The organism is Streptomyces asoensis, from assembly GCF_013085465.1.
Classification (GTDB): Bacteria; Actinomycetota; Actinomycetes; order Streptomycetales; family Streptomycetaceae; genus Streptomyces; species Streptomyces cacaoi_A.
This window is the reverse complement of sequence record NZ_CP049838.1, coordinates 7,814,513-7,833,399: the sequence shown is the minus strand read 5'-3', so window position 1 is coordinate 7,833,399 and position 18,887 is coordinate 7,814,513. Positions and strand designations below refer to the sequence as shown.

14 protein-coding genes are annotated in these 18,887 nt (G+C 71.0%); 11 read left to right on the top strand and 3 right to left on the bottom strand.

The features are described from left to right. Nucleotides 1-121: 121 nt before the first annotated feature. The 11 genes from G9272_RS35100 to G9272_RS35050 all read left to right on the top strand — a co-directional run bounded on the left by G9272_RS35100 (nt 122) and on the right by G9272_RS35050 (nt 13,610). Entirely contained in the window at nt 122-2,338 is a 2,217-nt protein-coding gene (locus G9272_RS35100; protein WP_171400248.1) for an MMPL family transporter, read from the top strand. 123 nt (nt 2,339-2,461) lie between these two features. After that, entirely contained in the window at nt 2,462-3,661 is a 1,200-nt protein-coding gene (locus G9272_RS35095; RefSeq protein WP_171400247.1) for a sensor histidine kinase, read from the top strand. Next, entirely contained in the window at nt 3,658-4,341 is a 684-nt protein-coding gene (locus G9272_RS35090; protein ID WP_171400246.1) for a response regulator transcription factor, read from the top strand. Before G9272_RS35095 ends, G9272_RS35090 begins: the two co-directional genes overlap by 4 nt. A gap of 99 nt (nt 4,342-4,440) precedes the next feature. Next, nucleotides 4,441-5,679: a cysteine desulfurase-like protein gene (locus G9272_RS35085; RefSeq protein WP_171400245.1), complete on the top strand. Its 1,239-nt coding sequence runs from the start codon at nt 4,441-4,443 to the stop codon at nt 5,677-5,679. A 72-nt stretch (nt 5,680-5,751) separates the two neighbouring features. Continuing rightward, a complete protein-coding gene (locus tag G9272_RS35080; protein WP_171400244.1) occupies nt 5,752-6,189 on the top strand; it encodes a Fur family transcriptional regulator in 438 nt (145 codons plus the stop codon). Between the two features lie 67 nt (nt 6,190-6,256). Next, complete coding sequence (gene katG, locus G9272_RS35075; RefSeq protein ID WP_171400243.1) at nt 6,257-8,473, top strand: catalase/peroxidase HPI; 2,217 nt, start codon at nt 6,257-6,259, stop codon at nt 8,471-8,473. Nucleotides 8,474-8,748: 275 nt separating this feature from the next. After that, nucleotides 8,749-10,239, top strand: coding sequence for a family 43 glycosylhydrolase (locus tag G9272_RS35070; protein ID WP_171400242.1), 1,491 nt, complete (start codon nt 8,749-8,751; stop codon nt 10,237-10,239). A 69-nt stretch (nt 10,240-10,308) separates the two neighbouring features. Continuing rightward, nucleotides 10,309-11,757 carry a family 43 glycosylhydrolase gene (locus G9272_RS35065; protein WP_171400241.1) on the top strand — a complete coding sequence of 483 codons (1,449 nt, stop codon included), beginning with the start codon at nt 10,309-10,311 and terminating at the stop codon, nt 11,755-11,757. A gap of 97 nt (nt 11,758-11,854) precedes the next feature. Further along, nucleotides 11,855-12,622, top strand: coding sequence for a polysaccharide deacetylase family protein (locus tag G9272_RS35060; RefSeq protein WP_171402302.1), 768 nt, complete (start codon nt 11,855-11,857; stop codon nt 12,620-12,622). 89 nt (nt 12,623-12,711) lie between these two features. Continuing rightward, nucleotides 12,712-13,152, top strand: a complete 441-nt coding sequence (locus G9272_RS35055) for an SRPBCC family protein (protein ID WP_171400240.1) — start codon at nt 12,712-12,714, stop codon at nt 13,150-13,152. A 71-nt stretch (nt 13,153-13,223) separates the two neighbouring features. Beyond that, on the top strand, nt 13,224-13,610 hold the full coding sequence (locus tag G9272_RS35050; protein WP_253268043.1) for a hypothetical protein: 387 nt from the start codon (nt 13,224-13,226) through the stop codon (nt 13,608-13,610). Here the strand turns inward: G9272_RS35050 and G9272_RS35045 are convergent. From G9272_RS35045 to G9272_RS35035, 3 genes are all read right to left on the bottom strand, one after another. Then, nucleotides 13,562-14,788, bottom strand: coding sequence for an XdhC family protein (locus tag G9272_RS35045; protein WP_171400239.1), 1,227 nt, complete (start codon nt 14,786-14,788; stop codon nt 13,562-13,564). The genes G9272_RS35050 and G9272_RS35045 overlap by 49 nt on opposite strands. Nucleotides 14,789-14,877: 89 nt before the next feature. After that, the gene (locus tag G9272_RS35040) at nt 14,878-16,335 is read right to left on the bottom strand and encodes an NCS2 family permease (RefSeq protein ID WP_171400238.1); all 1,458 of its coding nucleotides are present in this window, start codon (nt 16,333-16,335) and stop codon (nt 14,878-14,880) included. Nucleotides 16,336-16,491: 156 nt separating this feature from the next. Then, nucleotides 16,492-18,885, bottom strand: coding sequence for a xanthine dehydrogenase family protein molybdopterin-binding subunit (locus G9272_RS35035; RefSeq protein ID WP_171400237.1), 2,394 nt, complete (start codon nt 18,883-18,885; stop codon nt 16,492-16,494). Between the last annotated feature and the right edge of the window lie 2 nt (nt 18,886-18,887).

Genomic DNA, 18,887 nt, shown 5'->3' with positions numbered 1-18,887 from the left:
CGGAGCGTCAGCTCATGCACCGGCACCAGGCGGGAGTGCCCACACGGGCACGATGTCCCGGCGCACCCCCGCGAGCCAGGCTGGTCGTCCACCCGAACCCAGACCTGGAGATCCGTTTCCCGTGGCTACCTTGCTCTACCGGATGGGCCGGACCGCCTTCCAGCGGCGCTGGCTCGTGACGCTGCTGTGGGCGGTGATCCTCGGCGCCGTCGGACTCGGCGCCGCCAAGGCTCCCGCCGCCTCCGACGACGGCACCTCCTTCATGCCCGGCATCGAGGCGCAGAAGGCGTTCGACCTGATCGGAGAGCGGTTCCCGGGCTCGGACGCCGACGGCGCCGACGCGCGGATCGTGTTCGTCGCGCCCGACGGCCAGAAGGTGACCGCGGCCGGCCACCGCGCGGCCGTCGACACACTCGTGGCCGAGGCGGCCGACGAGCCGCAGGTCGCCGGTGCCGTGAGCCCGTTCGAGGCGGGCGCGGTGAGCGAGGACGGCTCGACCGCCTACGCCACGGTGAACTACAAGGTCAAGGCCGACGATCTCACCGATGCCGACAAGGCCGCCCTGGAGAAGGCCATCGACAAGGCCCGTGCCTCCGGTCTCACGGTCGAGGTCGGAGGCACCGCGCTCGCCACCCAGCCCGCGGCGGGCGGCTCCTCGGAGGCCATCGGCATCGTCCTCGCCGCCGTCGTCCTGCTGATCACCTTCGGCTCCCTCGCGGCCGCCGGCCTGCCGCTGCTGACCGCCGTCATCGGCGTCGGGATCAGCATGGCGTCCATCATGGCCCTCGGCAGCGCCTTCGGCCTGTCCCTGACCACCGGGACGCTCGCCACGATGCTGGGCCTCGCGGTCGGCATCGACTACGCCCTGTTCGTGGTCTCCCGCTACCGGGAGGAGCGCGCGGGCGGCCACGCCCCGCGCGAGGCGACCGCACTCGCCGTCGGCACGGCCGGCTCCGCCGTGGTCTTCGCCGGCCTCACCGTCGTCATCGCGCTGGCCGGCCTCTCGGTGGTCGGCGTTCCGATGCTGACCAAGATGGGTCTGTGCGCCGCGGGCGCCGTGGTCGTCGCCGTCCTGATCGCCCTCACCCTGGTCCCCGCCCTGCTCGGCATGTGGCCCGAGGCCGTCCTCTCCCGCGCCGCGCGCAAGGCCGGCCGCGCGGCCCGGCCGGCCGACAACGGGGGTTCGCGGTGGGCGCGCTTCGTGCTGCGTCGCCCGGTGGCCGTGCTGGTGACCTGTGTCGCGGGCCTCGGTGTCCTGGCGCTGCCCGCCGCGCAGCTGGAGATGGGTATGCCGGGGGACGAGTCCAAGCCGGTCTCGTCGACGGAACGACGTGCCTACGACGCGCTCGCGGACGGCTTCGGCGCGGGCTTCAACGGGCCGCTGACGATCGTCGCGGACGTCAGGGACGCGGCCGAGCCGAAGGCGGCCGCGCAGTCGATCGCCCGGGCGATCGGCGCGACCCGCGGGGTCGTGTCCGTCTCCGCCCCTCGGTTCGACCGGGCCGGTGACACCGCGCTGTTCTCGGCGGTCCCGACCGCCGGTCCGAACACCGAGGACACCAAGAACCTGGTCAAGGCCATCCGCTCGGAACGGGCCGGTCTCGAAGGGGAGACGGGGGCGACGTTCGAGGTCACCGGCAGCACCGCGATGAACATCGACGTGGCGCAGGCCCTCCAGGACGCGCTCGTCCCCTACCTGGCCGTCATCGTCGTCCTGGCCCTGCTCCTGCTGCTGGTGGTCTTCCGGTCCGTGCTGGTGCCCGTCAAGGCCGCCTTCGGGTTCCTGCTGTCGGTGCTGGCCGCTCTCGGCGCGGTCGTCGCGGTCTTCCAGTGGGGCTGGGGCGCGGAGCTGCTGGGGGTGGAGCAGACCGGTCCGATCATGAGCCTGATGCCGATCTTCCTGGTGGGCATCGTCTTCGGCCTGGCGATGGACTACGAGGTGTTCCTGGTGGCCCGGATGCGGGAGGCGTACATCCACGGGGACCGGGCTCCACAGGCGGTCGTCACCGGTTTCCGGCACAGTGCGCGGGTGGTCGTCGCCGCGGCGGTGATCATGATCGCGGTCTTCTCCGGATTCGTCGGCGCCGCCGAGTCGATGATCAAGACCATCGGTTTCGGTCTGGCCGTCGCCGTGCTGTTCGACGCCTTCGTCGTCCGCATGGCGCTCGTACCCGCGGTGCTGGCCCTGCTCGGCGACCGGGCGTGGTGGCTGCCCGGGTGGCTCGACCGGCTGCTGCCGCGGGTCGACGTCGAGGGCGTCGGGCTCACCGTGCCGCCGGTGCCCGCCGCCGGACGGGTGGGCGGCGAGCCCGCGCCGCAGGAACCGGCCCGTACCTGAAGTCCGGGCCCCGGACGCGTCCCCGGTGAGCCCTTCCCCCTCCACCGCGGGCCGCGGCGCCGGACAGCAGGGCGCCGCGGCCGACGGTGTGTGAGTATGTCTGCCTTTGGACGTCGGAGCGTGATGAGCACAAGCTGGCAGCGCCGGGCAGCGACCCGCCCGAAGGCCGTCGAGGCGACGACGCTGGTCCTGTTGTCCGCCTTCACCGTCTCCGGTGCCGTCGTCACCCGGGCGGTGATGCCCGAGGCGCCGGCCCTGTGGCCCGGCGTCGCCCTGTCCGTCGTCGCGTGCGCCGCACTGCACCGGCGCCGCGACCACCCCCTCCAGGTCCTCGCCGTCACCCTGCTGTGCACCATGGGCCAGGGTGCCCTCGGCTACCTCCTGACACCGCTGCTGATGGTCCCGCTCCTGTGGGCGCAGTACTCGGCGAGCGTGCGCACCCCTCGCCGCGCCGCCCGCAACGGCGCGCTGACGGCCGCCGCCGGCATCGCCGTCACCGGTCTGTTCGTCCCCTCGTTCCACGACTCGCCCATCCTCGTCATCGTCAACCCGGCGGCCTGGGTCCTGATGTCCGCGGCCTTCGGCGCCTACATCCGGGTACGCCGCGAGTACGCGACGGCCCGTGCCGAGCACGCCGACCGTCGGCGGGAGGAGGAGGCACGGCACCGGGTGATCCAGGAACGGATGCGCATCGCGCGGGAGCTGCACGACGTGGTCGCCCACCATCTGACCCTGGCCGACGCCCAGGCCGGCACCGCCGCCCACCTCGCACGGACCGACCCCGGCAAGGCCCTCGAGATCGTCGGCAGGCTTCCGGAGACGACGGCCGCGGCACTGCGCGAGCTCAAGGCGACCGTGGGACTCCTGCGCGAGGACACCGACCCCGCGAACGATCTGACGCCCGCACCGGGACTCGGGCAGCTGCCCGACCTGGTCGACGCCTGCTCGGCGGCCGGCCTGGAGGTGACCGTCACCGTCGAGGGACCCTCGCGCCCGCTGACCCCCGTCCTCGACCTGACGGCCTACCGGATCGTCCAGGAAGCGCTCACCAACGTCAGCAAGCACGCCGCGACCCGCACCGCCCGGATCCGGCTCGCCTACACCCCCCACTACCTGACCCTGACCGTCACCAACGACACCGCCCCCGGCCGCCCCGCGCCGGTACCCGTGCCCGGTCCGGGCCGCGGCTTCGGTCTGCTCGGCATGCGCGAGCGCACCGCGGCGGCGGGCGGCACCTTCCACGCCGGTCCCCGCCCGCGGGGCGGCTTCGAGGTCGCCTGCACCCTTCCGCTCGACCGTCACGACGAAAGTCCCGCCTCATGACCATCCGTGTCCTGCTCGCCGACGACCAGGCCCTGCTCCGGGCCACCTTCCGCATCCTCATCGAGTCGGTCGCGGACATGACCGTCGTCGCGGAGGCCGCCGACGGACAGGAAGCCGTCGACCGCACCGAGACGCACCGGCCCGATGTGGTGCTCATGGACATCCGGATGCCGAACGTCGACGGAGTGGCGGCCACCGCCGCCATCTGCGCCCGGCCGGAGCTGTCGGGGACCCGGATCCTCGTCCTCACCACCTTCGAGGACGACCGGAACGTCGCGAAGGCGCTGCGCGCCGGCGCCAGCGGCTTCCTCGGCAAGGGCGTGAGCCCCGAGGCCCTGCTGTCGGGCATCCGCACCGTGGCGGCCGGCGACTCCCTCCTCTCGCCGCTCGCCACCCGGGCCCTCATCACCCGCTTCCTGGCCGGCCCGGACACCGACGACGTCCGCGCGCTCCCCGACGCCCTCAGGACCCTGACGGAACGCGAGCGCGAGGTGATGGCCCTGGCCGCGTACGGCAGGTCCAACGCGGAGATCGCCGCCGAGCTCTTCCTGAGCCCGTTGACGGTACGCAGTCACATCCAGCGCGCCATGACCAAGCTCGACGCCCGCGACCGTGCCCAGCTCGTCGTCGCCGCGTACCGGAGCGGGCTGGTGACACCCCCTCCGGCTCAGAGCGGCTGACCGCGGCGGCTCCCCCGGCGCCCGTCCTCGCCGCGGCACACCCGATGTCGCCTCGTGGCTCTCTGGTGGGCCCCGGGTCCGGGTGCCAGAGTCGGGGCCATGGCCATCGATGTCGCCGCCCTCCGGGCGCATTTCCCGTCCCTCGCACAGGGTCTCGCCTTCTTCGACGGGCCGGGCGGTACCCAGACGCCCACCCCCGTCGCCGAGGCCGTCACCAGGACGATGACCGCTCCGCTGTCCAACCGGGGGCTGGTCAGCGCGTCCGAGCGCAACGCCGAACAGGCCGTCGCCGGCTTCCGGGCCGCTTACGCCGACCTGCTGGGCGTGCCGGAGACAGGCGTCGTGCACGGGCGCAGCGCCACGCAGCTCACGTACGACTTCTCCCGGACCCTGGCCAAGGGCTGGCGGCCCGGCGACGAGATCGTCCTCAGCCGGCTCGACCACGACGCCAATGTGCGTCCCTGGGCCCAGGCGGCGGAGCGCGCCGGGGCCGTCGTCCGCTGGATCGAGCTCGACGGCGCGACCGCGGAACTGGACCTCGGCTCCTACGAGCGGGCGCTGTCGCCCCGGACCCGGCTGGTCGCGGTGACGGCGGCCTCGAACGTGCTGGGCACCAGGCCGCCGGTACGCCGGATCGCCGACCGGGCCCACGAGGTCGGCGCCCTGGTGTTCGTGGACGGGGTGCACTACGCCGCCCATCACCTGGTGGACGTGGCCGCGCTGGGGGCCGACCTGTTCGTCTGCTCGCCGTACAAGTTCCTCGGTCCGCACTGCGGGGTGCTCGCCGGATCGCCCGACGTCCTCGAGGCGCTCGTACCGGACAAGCTGCTGCCGTCGCCGGACACGGTGCCGGAGCGCTTCGAGTTCGGGACGCTGCCCTACGAGATCCTGGCGGGCGCCACCGCGGCCGTGGACTTCCTGGCCGCGCTCGACACGAGTGGGCCGGGGCGGCCAGGGGCGCCCGGCGACACGCCGGGGCCGACGGTGTCGCGCAGGGACCGGCTGGCGCGGTCGCTGCGGTCCCTGCACGACCACGAGAACGCGGTGCGCGCCCGGGTGGAGGAGGGGCTGCGCGCGCTGGGCGACGCCGTCACCGTCCACTCGCGGGCGAAGGACCGCACCCCGACCGTTCTGATGAGTTTCGAGGGCCGGGACGCGCGCGAGGCGCAGGCGCATCTCGCCGCACGGGGTGTCGTGGCCCCGGCGGGCTCGTTCTACGCCTACGAGGCCTTCACCGCGCTGAAACTCGACGATCCCGCACTACGGGTGGGGCTCGCGCCCTACAACGACACCGAGGACGTCGACAGGCTCCTCGACGGGCTCGCCTCGTTTCTCTGACGTGTGCCGTTTCCCAGACTTGCACCATTCGTTTTCTTGAACGGTTCGTGTTTATGAAGTAGGTTCGACGCCATGACAGCACCCCGTACACCGACCACCGCCGAGGAGCTGCGCGGTGTCGGCCTGAGGGTGACGGCCGCCCGTGTCGCACTGCTCGAGACCGTCCGGGACGGCGATCATCTCGGTGTCGAGGCGATCGCCACCGGGGTGCGCGGCCGCGTGGGCCACATCTCCCTCCAGGCCGTGTATGAGGCCCTGCACGCGCTGACCACCGCGGGACTGGTGCGCCGCATCGAGCCCCCGGGCAGCCCCGCCCGGTTCGAGGGACGCGTGGGGGACAACCACCACCACCTCGTCTGCCGGTCCTGCGGCGCGGTCGTCGACGTCGACTGCGCCGTCGGCCACGCCCCCTGTCTGACCGCTTCCGACGACCGCGGCTTCGCCATAGACGAGGCCGAGGTCATCTACTGGGGCCTGTGCCCCGACTGTTCCACCGCCCGCAGCACCTGAGCGCCCGCAGGACCCGACACCTGCGGTACGTGAGCATGTGATCCGACCAGTCCAGAAGGATTCCCCCATGACCGAGAACCATGATGCGATCGTGACCGACTCGAAGGCGGCGGAGGCAGGTGGCTGCCCGGTCGCGCACGACCGCGCCGCGCACCCGACCCAGGGCGGCGGCAACCGCCAGTGGTGGCCGGAGCGCCTCAACCTGAAGATCCTCGCCAAGGACCCCGTCGTGGCGAACCCGCTCGGTGCGGAGTTCGACTACGCCGCGGCGTTCGAGGCCCTCGACCTGGCGGCCGTGAAACAGGACATCGCCGAGGTGCTGACCACCTCGCAGGACTGGTGGCCCGCCGACTTCGGCAACTACGGCCCGCTGATGATCCGTATGGCCTGGCACAGCGCCGGCACCTACCGCATCAGCGACGGCCGCGGCGGCGGTGGCCGCGGGCAGCAGCGCTTCGCGCCGCTGAACAGCTGGCCGGACAACGCCAACCTCGACAAGGCCCGCCGTCTGCTGTGGCCGGTCAAGAAGAAGTACGGCCAGTCCATCTCCTGGGCCGACCTCCTGATCCTCACGGGCAACGTCGCGCTGGAGACGATGGGCTTCGAGACCTTCGGCTTCGCCGGCGGCCGCGCGGACGTCTGGGAGGCCGACGAGGACGTGTACTGGGGCCCGGAGACCACCTGGCTCGACGACCAGCGCTACACCGGCGACCGCGAGCTGGAGAACCCGCTCGGCGCGGTCCAGATGGGCCTCATCTACGTCAACCCCGAGGGCCCCAACGGCAACCCGGACCCGCTGGCCGCGGCCCGCGACATCCGCGAGACGTTCCGCCGCATGGCGATGAACGACGAGGAGACCGTCGCCCTGATCGCCGGTGGTCACACCTTCGGCAAGACCCACGGTGCCGGTCCGGCGGACAGCGTCGGCGACGACCCCGAGGCCGCCGCCCTCGCGCAGCAGGGCCTGGGCTGGAAGTCCAGCTACGGCACGGGCAAGGGCGGCGACGCCATCACCAGTGGTCTTGAGGTCACCTGGACCACCAAGCCCACCCAGTGGAGCAACGACTTCTTCAACATCCTCTTCGGCTACGAGTGGGAGCTGTCGGAGTCCCCGGCCGGCGCCAAGCAGTGGGTGGCCAAGGACGCCGAGGCGATCATCCCCGACGCGCACGACGCGTCGAAGAAGAAGCTCCCGACGATGCTCACCACCGACCTGTCGCTGCGCTTCGACCCGATCTACGGTGAGATCTCGCGCCGCTTCCACGAGAACCCGGCCGAGTTCGCGGACGCCTTCGCCCGCGCCTGGTACAAGCTGACCCACCGCGACCTGGGCCCGAAGTCCCTGTACCTCGGCCCGGAGGTCCCGGCGGAGACCCTGCTGTGGCAGGACCCGCTGCCGGAGGCCGAGGGCGAGGTCATCGGCGCCGAGGACATCGCGGCGCTCAAGGCCAAGGTCCTCGACTCGGGGCTGAGCGTCTCGCAGCTGGTGTCCACCGCGTGGGCGTCGGCCTCCACCCACCGCGGCAGCGACAAGCGCGGCGGTGCCAACGGCGCCCGCATCCGCCTCGAGCCGCAGCGCGGCTGGGAGGTCAACAACCCGGACGAGCTGGCCCAGGTGCTGCGCGTCCTGGAGGGCGTCCAGCAGGAGTTCAACTCCGGCGCGAAGAAGGTCTCCCTGGCCGACCTGATCGTCCTCGGTGGTGCCGCCGCCGTGGAGAAGGCCGCCAAGGACGCCGGTCACGCCGTGGAGGTCCCCTTCACCCCGGGCCGCGTGGACGCCTCGCAGGAGCAGACGGACGTCGAGTCGTTCGCCGCGCTCGAGCCGACCGCCGACGGGTTCCGCAACTACCTCGGCAAGGGCAACCGTCTGCCGGCCGAGTTCCTGCTGCTCGACAAGGCGAACCTGCTGACCCTGAGCGCCCCCGAGCTGACCGTCCTGGTCGGCGGCCTGCGCGTGCTGGGCGCCAACCACGGCCAGTCCTCGCACGGCGTCCTGACCGACGCCCCCGGCACGCTGACGAACGACTTCTTCGTCAACCTGCTCGACCTGGGTACGACGTGGTCGTCGACGTCCTCGGACCAGGCCACCTTCGAGGGCCGCGACGCCGCCACGGGCGAGGTCAAGTGGACCGGCACCCGCGCCGACCTCGTCTTCGGCTCGAACTCCGAGCTGCGCGCGGTCGCCGAGGTCTACGCGAGCGACGACGCGAAGGCGAAGTTCGTGAACGACTTCGTCGCCGCGTGGGTCAAGGTCTCGAACCTCGACCGGTTCGACCTGATCTGATCCCGGACTCTCCGTCAGGAGAGGCCGGAAAGAACAGCACAGCAGCACGTCCAGGGCGTCCCGCCCGGTCCCCAGTGACCGGGCGGGGCGCCCTGGCGCGTTCCCCACCGTGAACCGGCCGTGCGGTGAATGCTGTTGTCCCGACGGGTTCCCGATGCCGGTGGGGCTGTCGAAACCATTGACGGAGACATGCTCGCCCCCTATCTTCTGGCCGAAGTTACGAACCATGTTCGAAATCCCGGACAGGCAGTTTCACGGACAAGGGACGGTCCTGTATGCCTCGGAAGTACCGCCGCAGACCCCTGCTCGTCTGCGTGTTGGCCCTCCTCGTCGCCCTGGTGGCGGCGACCCAGCCGGTGGCCGCGGCCGACGGCCGCCCGTACACCAACCCGCTGAAGTCGGCCAAGGGCGCGGACCCCTGGCTGGAGTTCTACGACGGCAACTACTACCTGATCACCACGACGTTCACGGGCGTCCTCGGCATGCGCAAGGCGCCGACCCTCGCGGGCCTCGCCACCGCGCCCACCGTGCAGGTGTGGTCGGACACCACCTCGACCCGCAACACCAACATCTGGGCACCGGAGATCCACCGGTTCAACGGCCACTGGTACCTCTACTACTCGGCCGGCCAGGGCGGCACCGCCTGCTGCGACTCCCAGCGCACCCACGTCCTGGAGAGCGCCGGCACCGACCCGCTGGGCCCCTACACGTACAAGGGCTCCCTGACCGGCTCCAACCTCACCCCGGGCGGCTGGCTGATCGACGCGAGCGTGCTCCAGGCGAACGGAAACCTGTATCTCGTCGGAAGCGGTTTCGTGAACGGCAGCGCGCAGAGCCTGGTCATCGCGCCGATGAGCAACCCGTACACGCTGTCCAGCAGCACCTTCACGGTGATCTCCAGCCCCACACTGGACTGGGAGCGGGTGGGTGCGCCCGTCAACGAGGGCCCGGAACCGCTGTACCACAACGGCCGCACCTTCCTCAGCTACTCCGCCAGCTACTGCCAGACCGCCGACTACAAGCTCGGCCAGCTGGAGCTGACGGGCAGCGACCCGCTGAACCCGGCATCGTGGACCAAGAAACAGACGCCCGTCTTCCAGCGCAGCGACACAGGCGGCGTCTACGGCCCGGGTCACAACGGTTTCTTCACCTCACCCGACGGCACCGAGAACTGGATCGTCTACCACGCCAACTCCTCCGCGAGCGGCGGCTGCGGAAACGGCCGGACGACCCGCGCCCAGAAGTTCACCTGGAACGCCGACGGCACCCCGAACTTCGGCACCCCCGTCGCCCTGGGCACGACGCTCCCCGGCCCGTCCGGCGAGACGGCGGCGACCCCGACCGCGTACACCCTCGTCAACCGCAACAGCGGCAAGTGCCTCGACGTCGAAGGCGGTTCCACGGCCAACGGCACGAACATCTTCCAGTGGACCTGCACCGGCGGGACCAACCAGAAGTGGCGGATCGAGGACCAGGGCGACGACACGAGCCGGCTGGTGAACGTGGCCACCGGCGGGGTGATGGACACCGCCGACTGCTCCACCGCCGACGGCGCCGACCTGCGCCAGTGGTCATGGCTGAACAACAAGTGCCAGCGTTTCCGTCCCGTCTTCACCGCGAGCGGCGACTACGTCCGGCTCGTGAACGAGAACAGCGGCAAGGTCGCCGACGTCACCGACTGCGGGACCGCCAACGGCACCGACGTACGGCAGTGGACCTGGCTGAACAACACCTGCCAGCAGTGGCGCCTGGTGCCCACCACCTGAGCCCGGCGCCTTCTCCCCCTCCCTCCTCCCCTCCCCTCCCCTCCCCTCCCCTCCGTCAGGAGAACTCCCTTGAGACGCAACGCCGTTCGGCTGATCCTGGCCGGCCTCGTCGCCCTCGCGGCCGTCCTCACCGGCGTGGGCGCCCCCGCCCAGGCCGCCGTGCCCGACTCCCCCGCGGTGACGTACACCAACCCGATCGCGGAGCAGCGCGCCGATCCGCACATCTACAAGCACACCGACGGCTACTACTACTTCACCGCCACGGTCCCCGCGTACGACCGCATCGTGCTGCGCCGGGCGACGACCATCCAGGGGCTGTCGACGGCCCAGGAGGTCACCATCTGGACCAAGCACAGCAGCGGGGTCATGGGCGCCCACATCTGGGCGCCGGAGATCCACTTCATCGACGGCAAGTGGTACGTGTACTTCGCGGCCGGGTCCACCAGTGACGTCTGGGCGATCCGGATGTACGTCCTCGAAGGCACCGGCGCCAACCCGCTCACCGCGACCTGGACCGAGAAGGGCCAGATCAAGACCACGTGGGAGAGCTTCTCGCTCGACTCCACCACGTTCGTCGTCAACGGTGTCCGCTATCTCGCCTGGGCGCAGCGCAACCCGTCCGAGGACAACAACACGAGTCTCTTCATCGCGACGATGGCCAACCCCTGGACGATCCAGGGCACTCCGGCGGAGATCTCACAGCCGACGCTCTCCTGGGAGACGATCGGCTACAAGGTCAACGAGGGCCCCGCGCTGATCCAGCACGGCAACAAGGTCTTCATGACCTACTCGGCGAGCGCGACCGACGCCAACTACTGCCTGGGCATGCTGACCGCCTCCGCGACGGCCGACCTGACCGACCCGGCGTCCTGGACCAAGGGGACGCAGCCCGTCTTCACCTCGAACGCCTCGACCTCACAGTACGGGCCGGGCCACAACTCGTTCACGGTCTCCGAGGACGGCAAGTCCGACATCCTCGTCTACCACGACCGCAGCTACAAGGACATCACCGGTGACCCGCTGAACGACCCCAACCGCCGCACCCGCGTGCAGAAGGTGTACTGGAAGGCGGACGGCACCCCCGACTTCGGCATCCCGGTGGCCGACGGGGTCACCCCGCAGCGCTTCTCCTCGTACAACTACGCGGACCGGTTCATCCGGCACTGGGAGTACCGCGCCCGCATCGAGGCCGGCGTCAGCCCGCTCGCCGACTCGCAGTTCCGGGTGGTCACCGGTCTCGCGGGCACCGGCACCGTCTCCCTGGAGTCGGCCAACTTCCCGGGCTACTACCTGCGGCACAAGAACTTCGAGGTGTGGCTGGAGAAGAACGACGGCACGTCGGCGTTCGCGTCCGACGCGAGTTTCTACCGGCGGGCCGGTCTCGCCGACTCCGCGGGGGTCTCGTACGAGTCGTACAACTACGCCGGACGCTATGTCCGCCACTACAACTACGTGCTGTACGTGCAGACGCCGAGCACGGCCACGGACAAGGGAGACGCCACGTTCTACGCCCAGTAGGGCCCTGACCGGCCTGAGGAGCGCATGACGACCGAGACTATACATAGCGTGTATACGCTCTATGTATAGTCTCGACATGCCTTCTCTGACCAGGAAGATGAAGAAAACGGGGGCCAGGTTGCGGGCCGTCGCCATCTCGGCTGCGGCCACCTGCCTGGCGGTCACGCTGACCGGCTGCGGCGGCGCCGACATCACGCACCCGAGCGCCGCCCGCGCCCGCCCCGCGGCCACCACCCAGGCCGCCCGCTTCGGCGCCGTCGACTGCCGTGAGGCGAAGTGCATCGCCCTCACCTTCGACGCCGGCCCGAGCGAGAACTCGGCCCGTCTGCTCGACATCCTGAAGGAGAAACAGGTCCCGGCGACCTTCTTCCTGCTGGGCGAGCGGCACATCGAGAAATACCCGGAGCTCGTCAGACGCATGGCCGCCGAGGGACACGAGGTGGCCAGCCACACCTGGGACCACAAGATCCTCACGCAGATCACCCCTGAGGAGATACGCGAGGAACTCCAGCGCCCCAACGACGAGATAGAGCGCCTCACCGGCCGGCGCCCCACCCTGATGCGGCCGCCGCAGGGCCGCACCGACGAGACCGTGCACGAGATCAGCCGCGAGCTGGGCCTCGCCGAGGTGCTGTGGACGGTGACCGCCAAGGACTACACGACGACCGACTCCGCACTGATCCAGCGCCGGGTACTGGCCCAGGCCGACCGGGACGGCATCATCCTGCTGCACGACATCTACGACGGGACCGTGCCGGCCGTACCGGGGATCATCGACGCGCTGAAAGAGCGCGGATACGTTTTCGTGACGGTTCCCCAGCTGCTGGCGCCGGGGACGGCGGTGCCCGGACAGGTCTACCGCTGACCCGGCCACCACACCGCGAAGGTGAGTCCGAACCTGTGAGCCGGAGGGTAATCCTCCGTCGGACGGCCCCGACTCCCTACGATCAACGAGTGGTCTTCTTCCAGCTCGAACGCACGGTACCGCTTTCCCTGGACGACGCCTGGCGTCGCCTGACGGAGTGGTCCCGGCACGGCGACGTCGTACCGCTCACCGACGTGGCTGTGCTCACCCCCGCGCCGACCCACGAGGGCACGGTCTTCGTGGCCCGTTCGGGTCTCGGCCCGTTCGCCTTCGCCGACCGGATGGAGGTGACCGTGTGGCAGCCGCCGTCCGACGACGAGCCGGGCCGGTGCCGGCTGGAGAAACGCGGCCGGGTCGTCCTGGGCTGGGCCGAGATCGAGGTACGGCCGGGCCCCGGCGGGCGGGCCAGGGTGCTCTGGCGGGAGGAGTTGCGGGTGCGTTTTCTACCGTCCCTCTTCGACCCGCTCCTCGGGGCCGCGGCCCGCAGGGTGTTCGGGCGCGCGGTGAACCGGCTGCTCCGCGGCAGGTGACCTCGCGAGGGCCGCGGCGACCGTGCCGGGCTGAGGGCACGACGGCAGCCGACGACGTCGAGGAACTCGCGGTGGACGCCCTGCGCCGGATGCTGCGGCCGCTGCTGCGGAACGGCGGGGGTACCGGCGCCGGCCTGGGACCGGATCGCCGAACAGGGCGACTCCCCCGACCTCGCCCGGGCGCTCGTGGCGGACCTCGTCCCCCGCGCGACCCGGGACGCGGCCGGCGCTCGCTGGTCCGACCTCGCGCACCGGCCCGCCCGGGCCGCCTCGAACCGCAGACCGGCTGGGCGATGGGCAACGCGGGCATCGCGCGCGAACTGCTGTGCCACGTCCGGCTGGGCCGGGGCGGCGACCCGCGCTACGCGTTCACCTGGCCGGACCAGCCGGCCGTGCGCGGTGCGGCGGCTCAGGCCACCGAGCCGATCCGGCCCGTCGGCACCGAGGCCGTGTCGTGATGGATGGGCGTGTGCGCGCCGGTGAGTGAGACCCCGCTGCCGCCGCGCCGGTCGGCCACGATCTCGGCGGCGATCGACAACGCCGTCTCCTCGGGCGTACGGGCGCCCAGGTCGAGGCCGATGGGGGACCGAAGACGCGCCAACTCCAGCTCGGTCACACCTACTTCACGCAACCGGGCGTTGCGGTCGAGGTGGGTGCGGCGGGAGCCCATCGCGCCGACGTAGGCGACCGGGAGCCGCAACGCCAGCCGGAGCAGGGGGACATCGAACTTGGCGTCGTGGGTGAGAACGCACAGCACGGTCCGCGCGTCCACCTCCGTGCGCTCCAGGTACCTGTGCGGCCACTCGACGACGATCTCGTCGGCCTCCGGGAAACGGGCCTCGGTCGCGAAGACGGGACGCGCGTCGCACACCGTCACGCGGTAGTTCAGGAACTTGCCGACCCGCACCAGGGCCGACGCGAAGTCGATCGCGCCGAACACGATCATCCGGGGCGGCGGGACGGACGACTCGACCAGCACCGTGAGCGGCGCCCCGCAGCGGGAGCCCTGCTCGCCGATCTCCAGGGTGCCGGTGCGACCGGCGTCGAGGAAGGCGCCGGCCTCGGCCGCGACCGTGCGGTCCAACTCCGGATGGGCACCGAAGCCGCCTTCGTAGTAACCGCTGTCGTAAGAGCCACCGCCGTGGAAACCGCTGTCGTAAGAGACGCTCTCGTAGGAACCGCTGTCGTCACTCCCGTGCGGGCGGACGATCAGCGCGCGGCCGACGAGGTCGGCCGGGCCGGTCACGATCCGCGCCAGCGCCGTGGCCCCGCCGGAGGCGGCGGCCTCCAGGCCGGCCGCGATCACCGGACGGACCCGGTCGCCGACCCGCACCGGGGTGACGAGGATGTCGATGATCCCGCCACAGGTGAGCCCGACGGCGAAGGCGTCGTCGTCGCTGTAACCGAAGCGTTCGAGGACGGACTCCCCGTCCTCCAGCGCCTGCCGGCACAGCTCGTACACCGCGCCCTCCACACAACCACCGGAGACCGAGCCGATCGCCGTGCCGTCGGCGTCCACCGCCAGGGCGGCGCCCGGCCGGCGGGGCGCGCTGCCGCCGACGGCCACCACGGTGGCCACGGCGAAGTCACGGCCCTGCTCGACCCACCGGTCGAGCTCCTCGGCGATGTCCAGCATCTCTCGGTCTCCTTGACTGCGGTTGCGGGGAGGGCGGGTCGAGTGGAGGGCGGTTGTGTGGCGGGGCGGGTGCCCGTCGGACCGGGGTGCTAGTGCACGCCCAGCCAGCTCTCGATCGGGTTGAGGGCGAAGTAGACGAGGAAGATCGCCGTCAGGACCCACATGAAGGCGCCGATCTCCCGCGCCCTGCCCTGCGCGGCCTTGATCGCGACGTAGGAGATGACACCCGCGGCGACTCCGGTGGTGATGGTGTACGTGAACGGCATCAGGACGACGGTCAGAAACACCGGGACAGCGGTTGCCCGGTCGGCCCAGTCGACGTGGCGGGCGTTCCTCAGCATCATCGCGCCGATGACGACCAGGGCGGCGGAGGCGACCTCCTGCGGGACGATCGCGGTGAGCGGGGTGAAGAACAGACAGGCCGCGAAGAAGGCGCCGGTGACGACCGAGGCGAGACCCGTACGGGCTCCCTCGCCCACGCCGGTCGCCGACTCGATGAACACGGTCTGGCCGGAGCCGCCCGCCACTCCGCCGATCGCTCCGCCGGCGCCGTCGATGAACAGCGCCTTGGACAGGCCCGGCATCCGGCCCTTGTCGTCGGCGAGCCCCGCCTCGGTGCCGACGCCGATGATGGTGGCCATCGCGTCGAAGAACCCGGCGAGGACGAGCGTGAAGACGATCATGCCGACGGTCATCGCGCCGACCTCGCCCCAGCCGCCGAACTCCACGTCCCCGAAGAGCGAGAAGTCGGGCATCGAGACCGCGCTGCCGTGCAGTTCCGGAGCGCCGGCCGCCCACTGCTTCGGGTCCACGACCCCGGTGGCGTTCAGGATCGCGGCGACGACCGTGCCGCCGACGATGCCGATGAGGATGGCGCCGGGGATGTTCCGGGCCTGGAGCATGAAGATCAGCAGCAGCGTGCCGGCGAACAACAGGACGGGCCAGCCCGCGAGTTCGCCCGCCGGGCCGAGGGTGACCGGGGTCGCCTCGCCCTGGTGCACGAAGCCGGACTTGTAGAAACCGATGAGCGCGATGAACAGGCCGATGCCCATGGTGATGCCGTGCTTGAGCGCGAGCGGAATCGCGTTCATGATCATCTCGCGCAGACCGGTGACGACCAGCAGCATGATGACGACGCCGTACAGCACGCACATGCCCATCGCCTGCGGCCAGGTCATCTCCGGGGCGACCTGGGAGGACAGGACGCCCGAGACGGAGAGCCCGGCGGCGAGCGCGAGCGGCACCTTGCCGAGGAAGCCCATCAGCAGCGTGGTGAAAGCCGCTGCGAAAGCGGTTGCGGTGATCAGCGCTCTCTGACCGAGGGTGTCCCCGGCCACGTCCTTGCCGGACAGGATCAGGGGGTTGAGCAGGAGGATGTACGCCATCGCCATGAAGGTGGTGACGCCTCCGCGCACTTCGCGGGCGACCGTGGTTCCCCGCCTGGATATGTGGAAGTACCGATCGAGCCAGGACCGTCCGGCCGGGACGCGGGTGCCTTCGCCCGCGTCTTCGGCTGTGGTCCTCGGCTCCAGTGACTGCTGGGTCATGGGCCATCTCCCAAGGTTCAAAGGGACACCCGCGTGGCGCCTTCGGCTGGTCGCGGGATTTGGGAATGGACGACCCGGGGGACGGCCCGAGACGAACAAGGGGGGTGGTCCGGGGGTGTGGCACCCCCGGACGACACCTGATCGGACCCCGTGGGGTCACGTTCCGGTGAGGTGCTCCGGACGTACCGGCGTGCGGTTGAGCTCCAGCCCGGTCGCGTTCCGGATGGCCGCGAGGACCGCCGGAGTCGACGACAGGGTGGGTGCCTCTCCGACGCCACGCAGCCCGTAGGGGGCGTGGTCGTCGGCGAGTTCGAGCACGTCGACCGGGATGGTCGGCGTGTCGAGAATCGTGGGGATCAGATAGTCCGTGAACGACGGGTTCCTGACCTTCGCCGTCTTGGGGTCGACGATGATCTCCTCCATGACCGCCACGCCCAGACCCTGGGTCGTACCGCCCTGGATCTGACCGATCACGGACAGCGGGTTGAGCGCCTTGCCGACGTCCTGCACACAGGCCAGCTCGACGACCTTCACCAGGCCGAGCTCGGTGTCGACCTCGACGACGGCGCGGTGCGCGGCGAAGGAGTACTGGACGTGGCCGTTGCCCTGCCCCGTGCGCAGGTCGAACGGCTCGGTGGCCCGGTGCCGCCACTCCGCCTCGACCTCGACGCATCCGTCCTCGAGCACGTCGACCAGGTCTGCGAGGACCTCACCGCCGTCCGTGACGACCTTGCCGCCCTCCAGGAGCAGCTCGGCGGTGGCCCAGGCGGGGTGGTAGGAGCCGAACCGGCGACGGCCGAGCTCCAGGACCTTCTCCCGGACGAGCTCGCAGGAGTTCTTCACGGCGCCGCCGGTGACGTACGTCTGCCGGGAGGCCGAGGTCGAGCCGGCGCTGCCCACCTGCGTGTCCGCGGGCCGGATGGTCACCTGCGAGACGCCCAGCTCGGTGCGGGCGATCTGCGCGTGGACGGTGACACCGCCCTGGCCGACCTCCGCCATGGCCGTGTGGACGGTCGCCACGGGCTCTCCGGCGATGACCTCCATGCGGACCCGGGCGGTCGAGTAGTCGTCGAAGCCCTCGGAGAAACCGACGTTCTTGATGCCGACCGCGTAACCGATTCCCCGTACGACGCCTTCGCCGTGCGTGGTGTTGGACAGACCGCCGGGCAGCTGCCGTACGTCGGCGCCCTCGCTGCTCTCCCACTGGCGCTCCGGGGGCAGCGGCATCGCCTTGACCCGGCGCAGGATCTCGGCGACCGGCGCCGGGGAGTCGACAGGCTGGCCGGTCGGCAGGAGGGTTCCCTGCTCCATCGCGTTGAGCCGGCGGAACTCCACCGGATCCATGCCGAGTTCGGCCGCGACCTTGTCCATCTGCGCCTCGTAGGCGAAGCAGGCCTGGACCGCGCCGAAGCCGCGCATCGCGCCGCAGGGCGGGTTGTTGGTGTAGAGGGCGATGGCCTCGATCTCGACGTCGTCGACGACGTACGGACCGATACCGAGCGAGGAGGCGTTTCCGACGACGGCCGGGCTGGCCGAGGCGTACGCGCCGCCGTCGAGGACGATCCGGCACTTGACGTGGGTGAGCTTGCCGTCTCTGGTCGCGCCGTGCTCGTAGAAGAGCTTCGCCGGGTGGCGGTGGACGTGGCCGAAGAAGGACTCGAAACGGTTGTAAACGATTTTGACGGGTTTTCCGGTGCGCAGGGCCAGCAGACAGGCGTGGATCTGCATCGACAGGTCCTCGCGGCCGCCGAACGCGCCGCCGACGCCGGACAGCGTCATCCGCACCTTGCTCTCGGGCAGGCCGAGCACGGGCGCGATCTGGCGCAGGTCGGAGTGGAGCCACTGGGTGGCGATGTAGAGGTGGACGCCGCCGTCCTCCTCGGGCACGGCGAGGCCGGACTCGGGGCCGAGGAAGGCCTGGTCCTGCATGCCGAAGGTGTACTCGCCCCTGACGACGACATCGGCGCGCGCGGCGGCCGCGGCCGCGTCGCCCCGGATGATCGGCTGGCGGTGGACGATGTTCGGGTGCGGGACGTGACCGATGTGGTGGTCGTCGCGGCCCTCGTGGATCAGGATCGCGTCCGGCGCGGTCGCCGAGGCCTCGTCGGTGACGACGGGCAGCTCGCGGTACTCGACCTTGATCTTCGCGGCGGCGCGGCGGGCGGTCTCGGGGTGGTCCGCGGCCACGATCGCGACCGGCTCGCCGTGGTGCCGGACCTTGCCGTGGGCCAGGACTGGGGTGTCCTGGATCTCCAGGCCGTAGTTCTTCACGTCGGTCGGCAGGTCGTCGTACGTCATCACGGCGTAGACACCGGGCAGGGCGAGGGCCTCCGACGTGTCGATGGAGACGATCTCGGCGTGGGCGACCGTGGAGCGCAGGATCTGGCCCCAGAGCATGTCCTCGTGCCACATGTCCGACGAGTACGCGAACTCGCCGGTGACCTTGAGGGTGCCGTCGGGGCGGAGCGTGGACTCACCGATGCCGCCCTTGGTCGGGGAGCCCTGGGTGACCTTGGTGGGAGTGCCTAGGGGAGCGCCGTTGGAAGGCATCG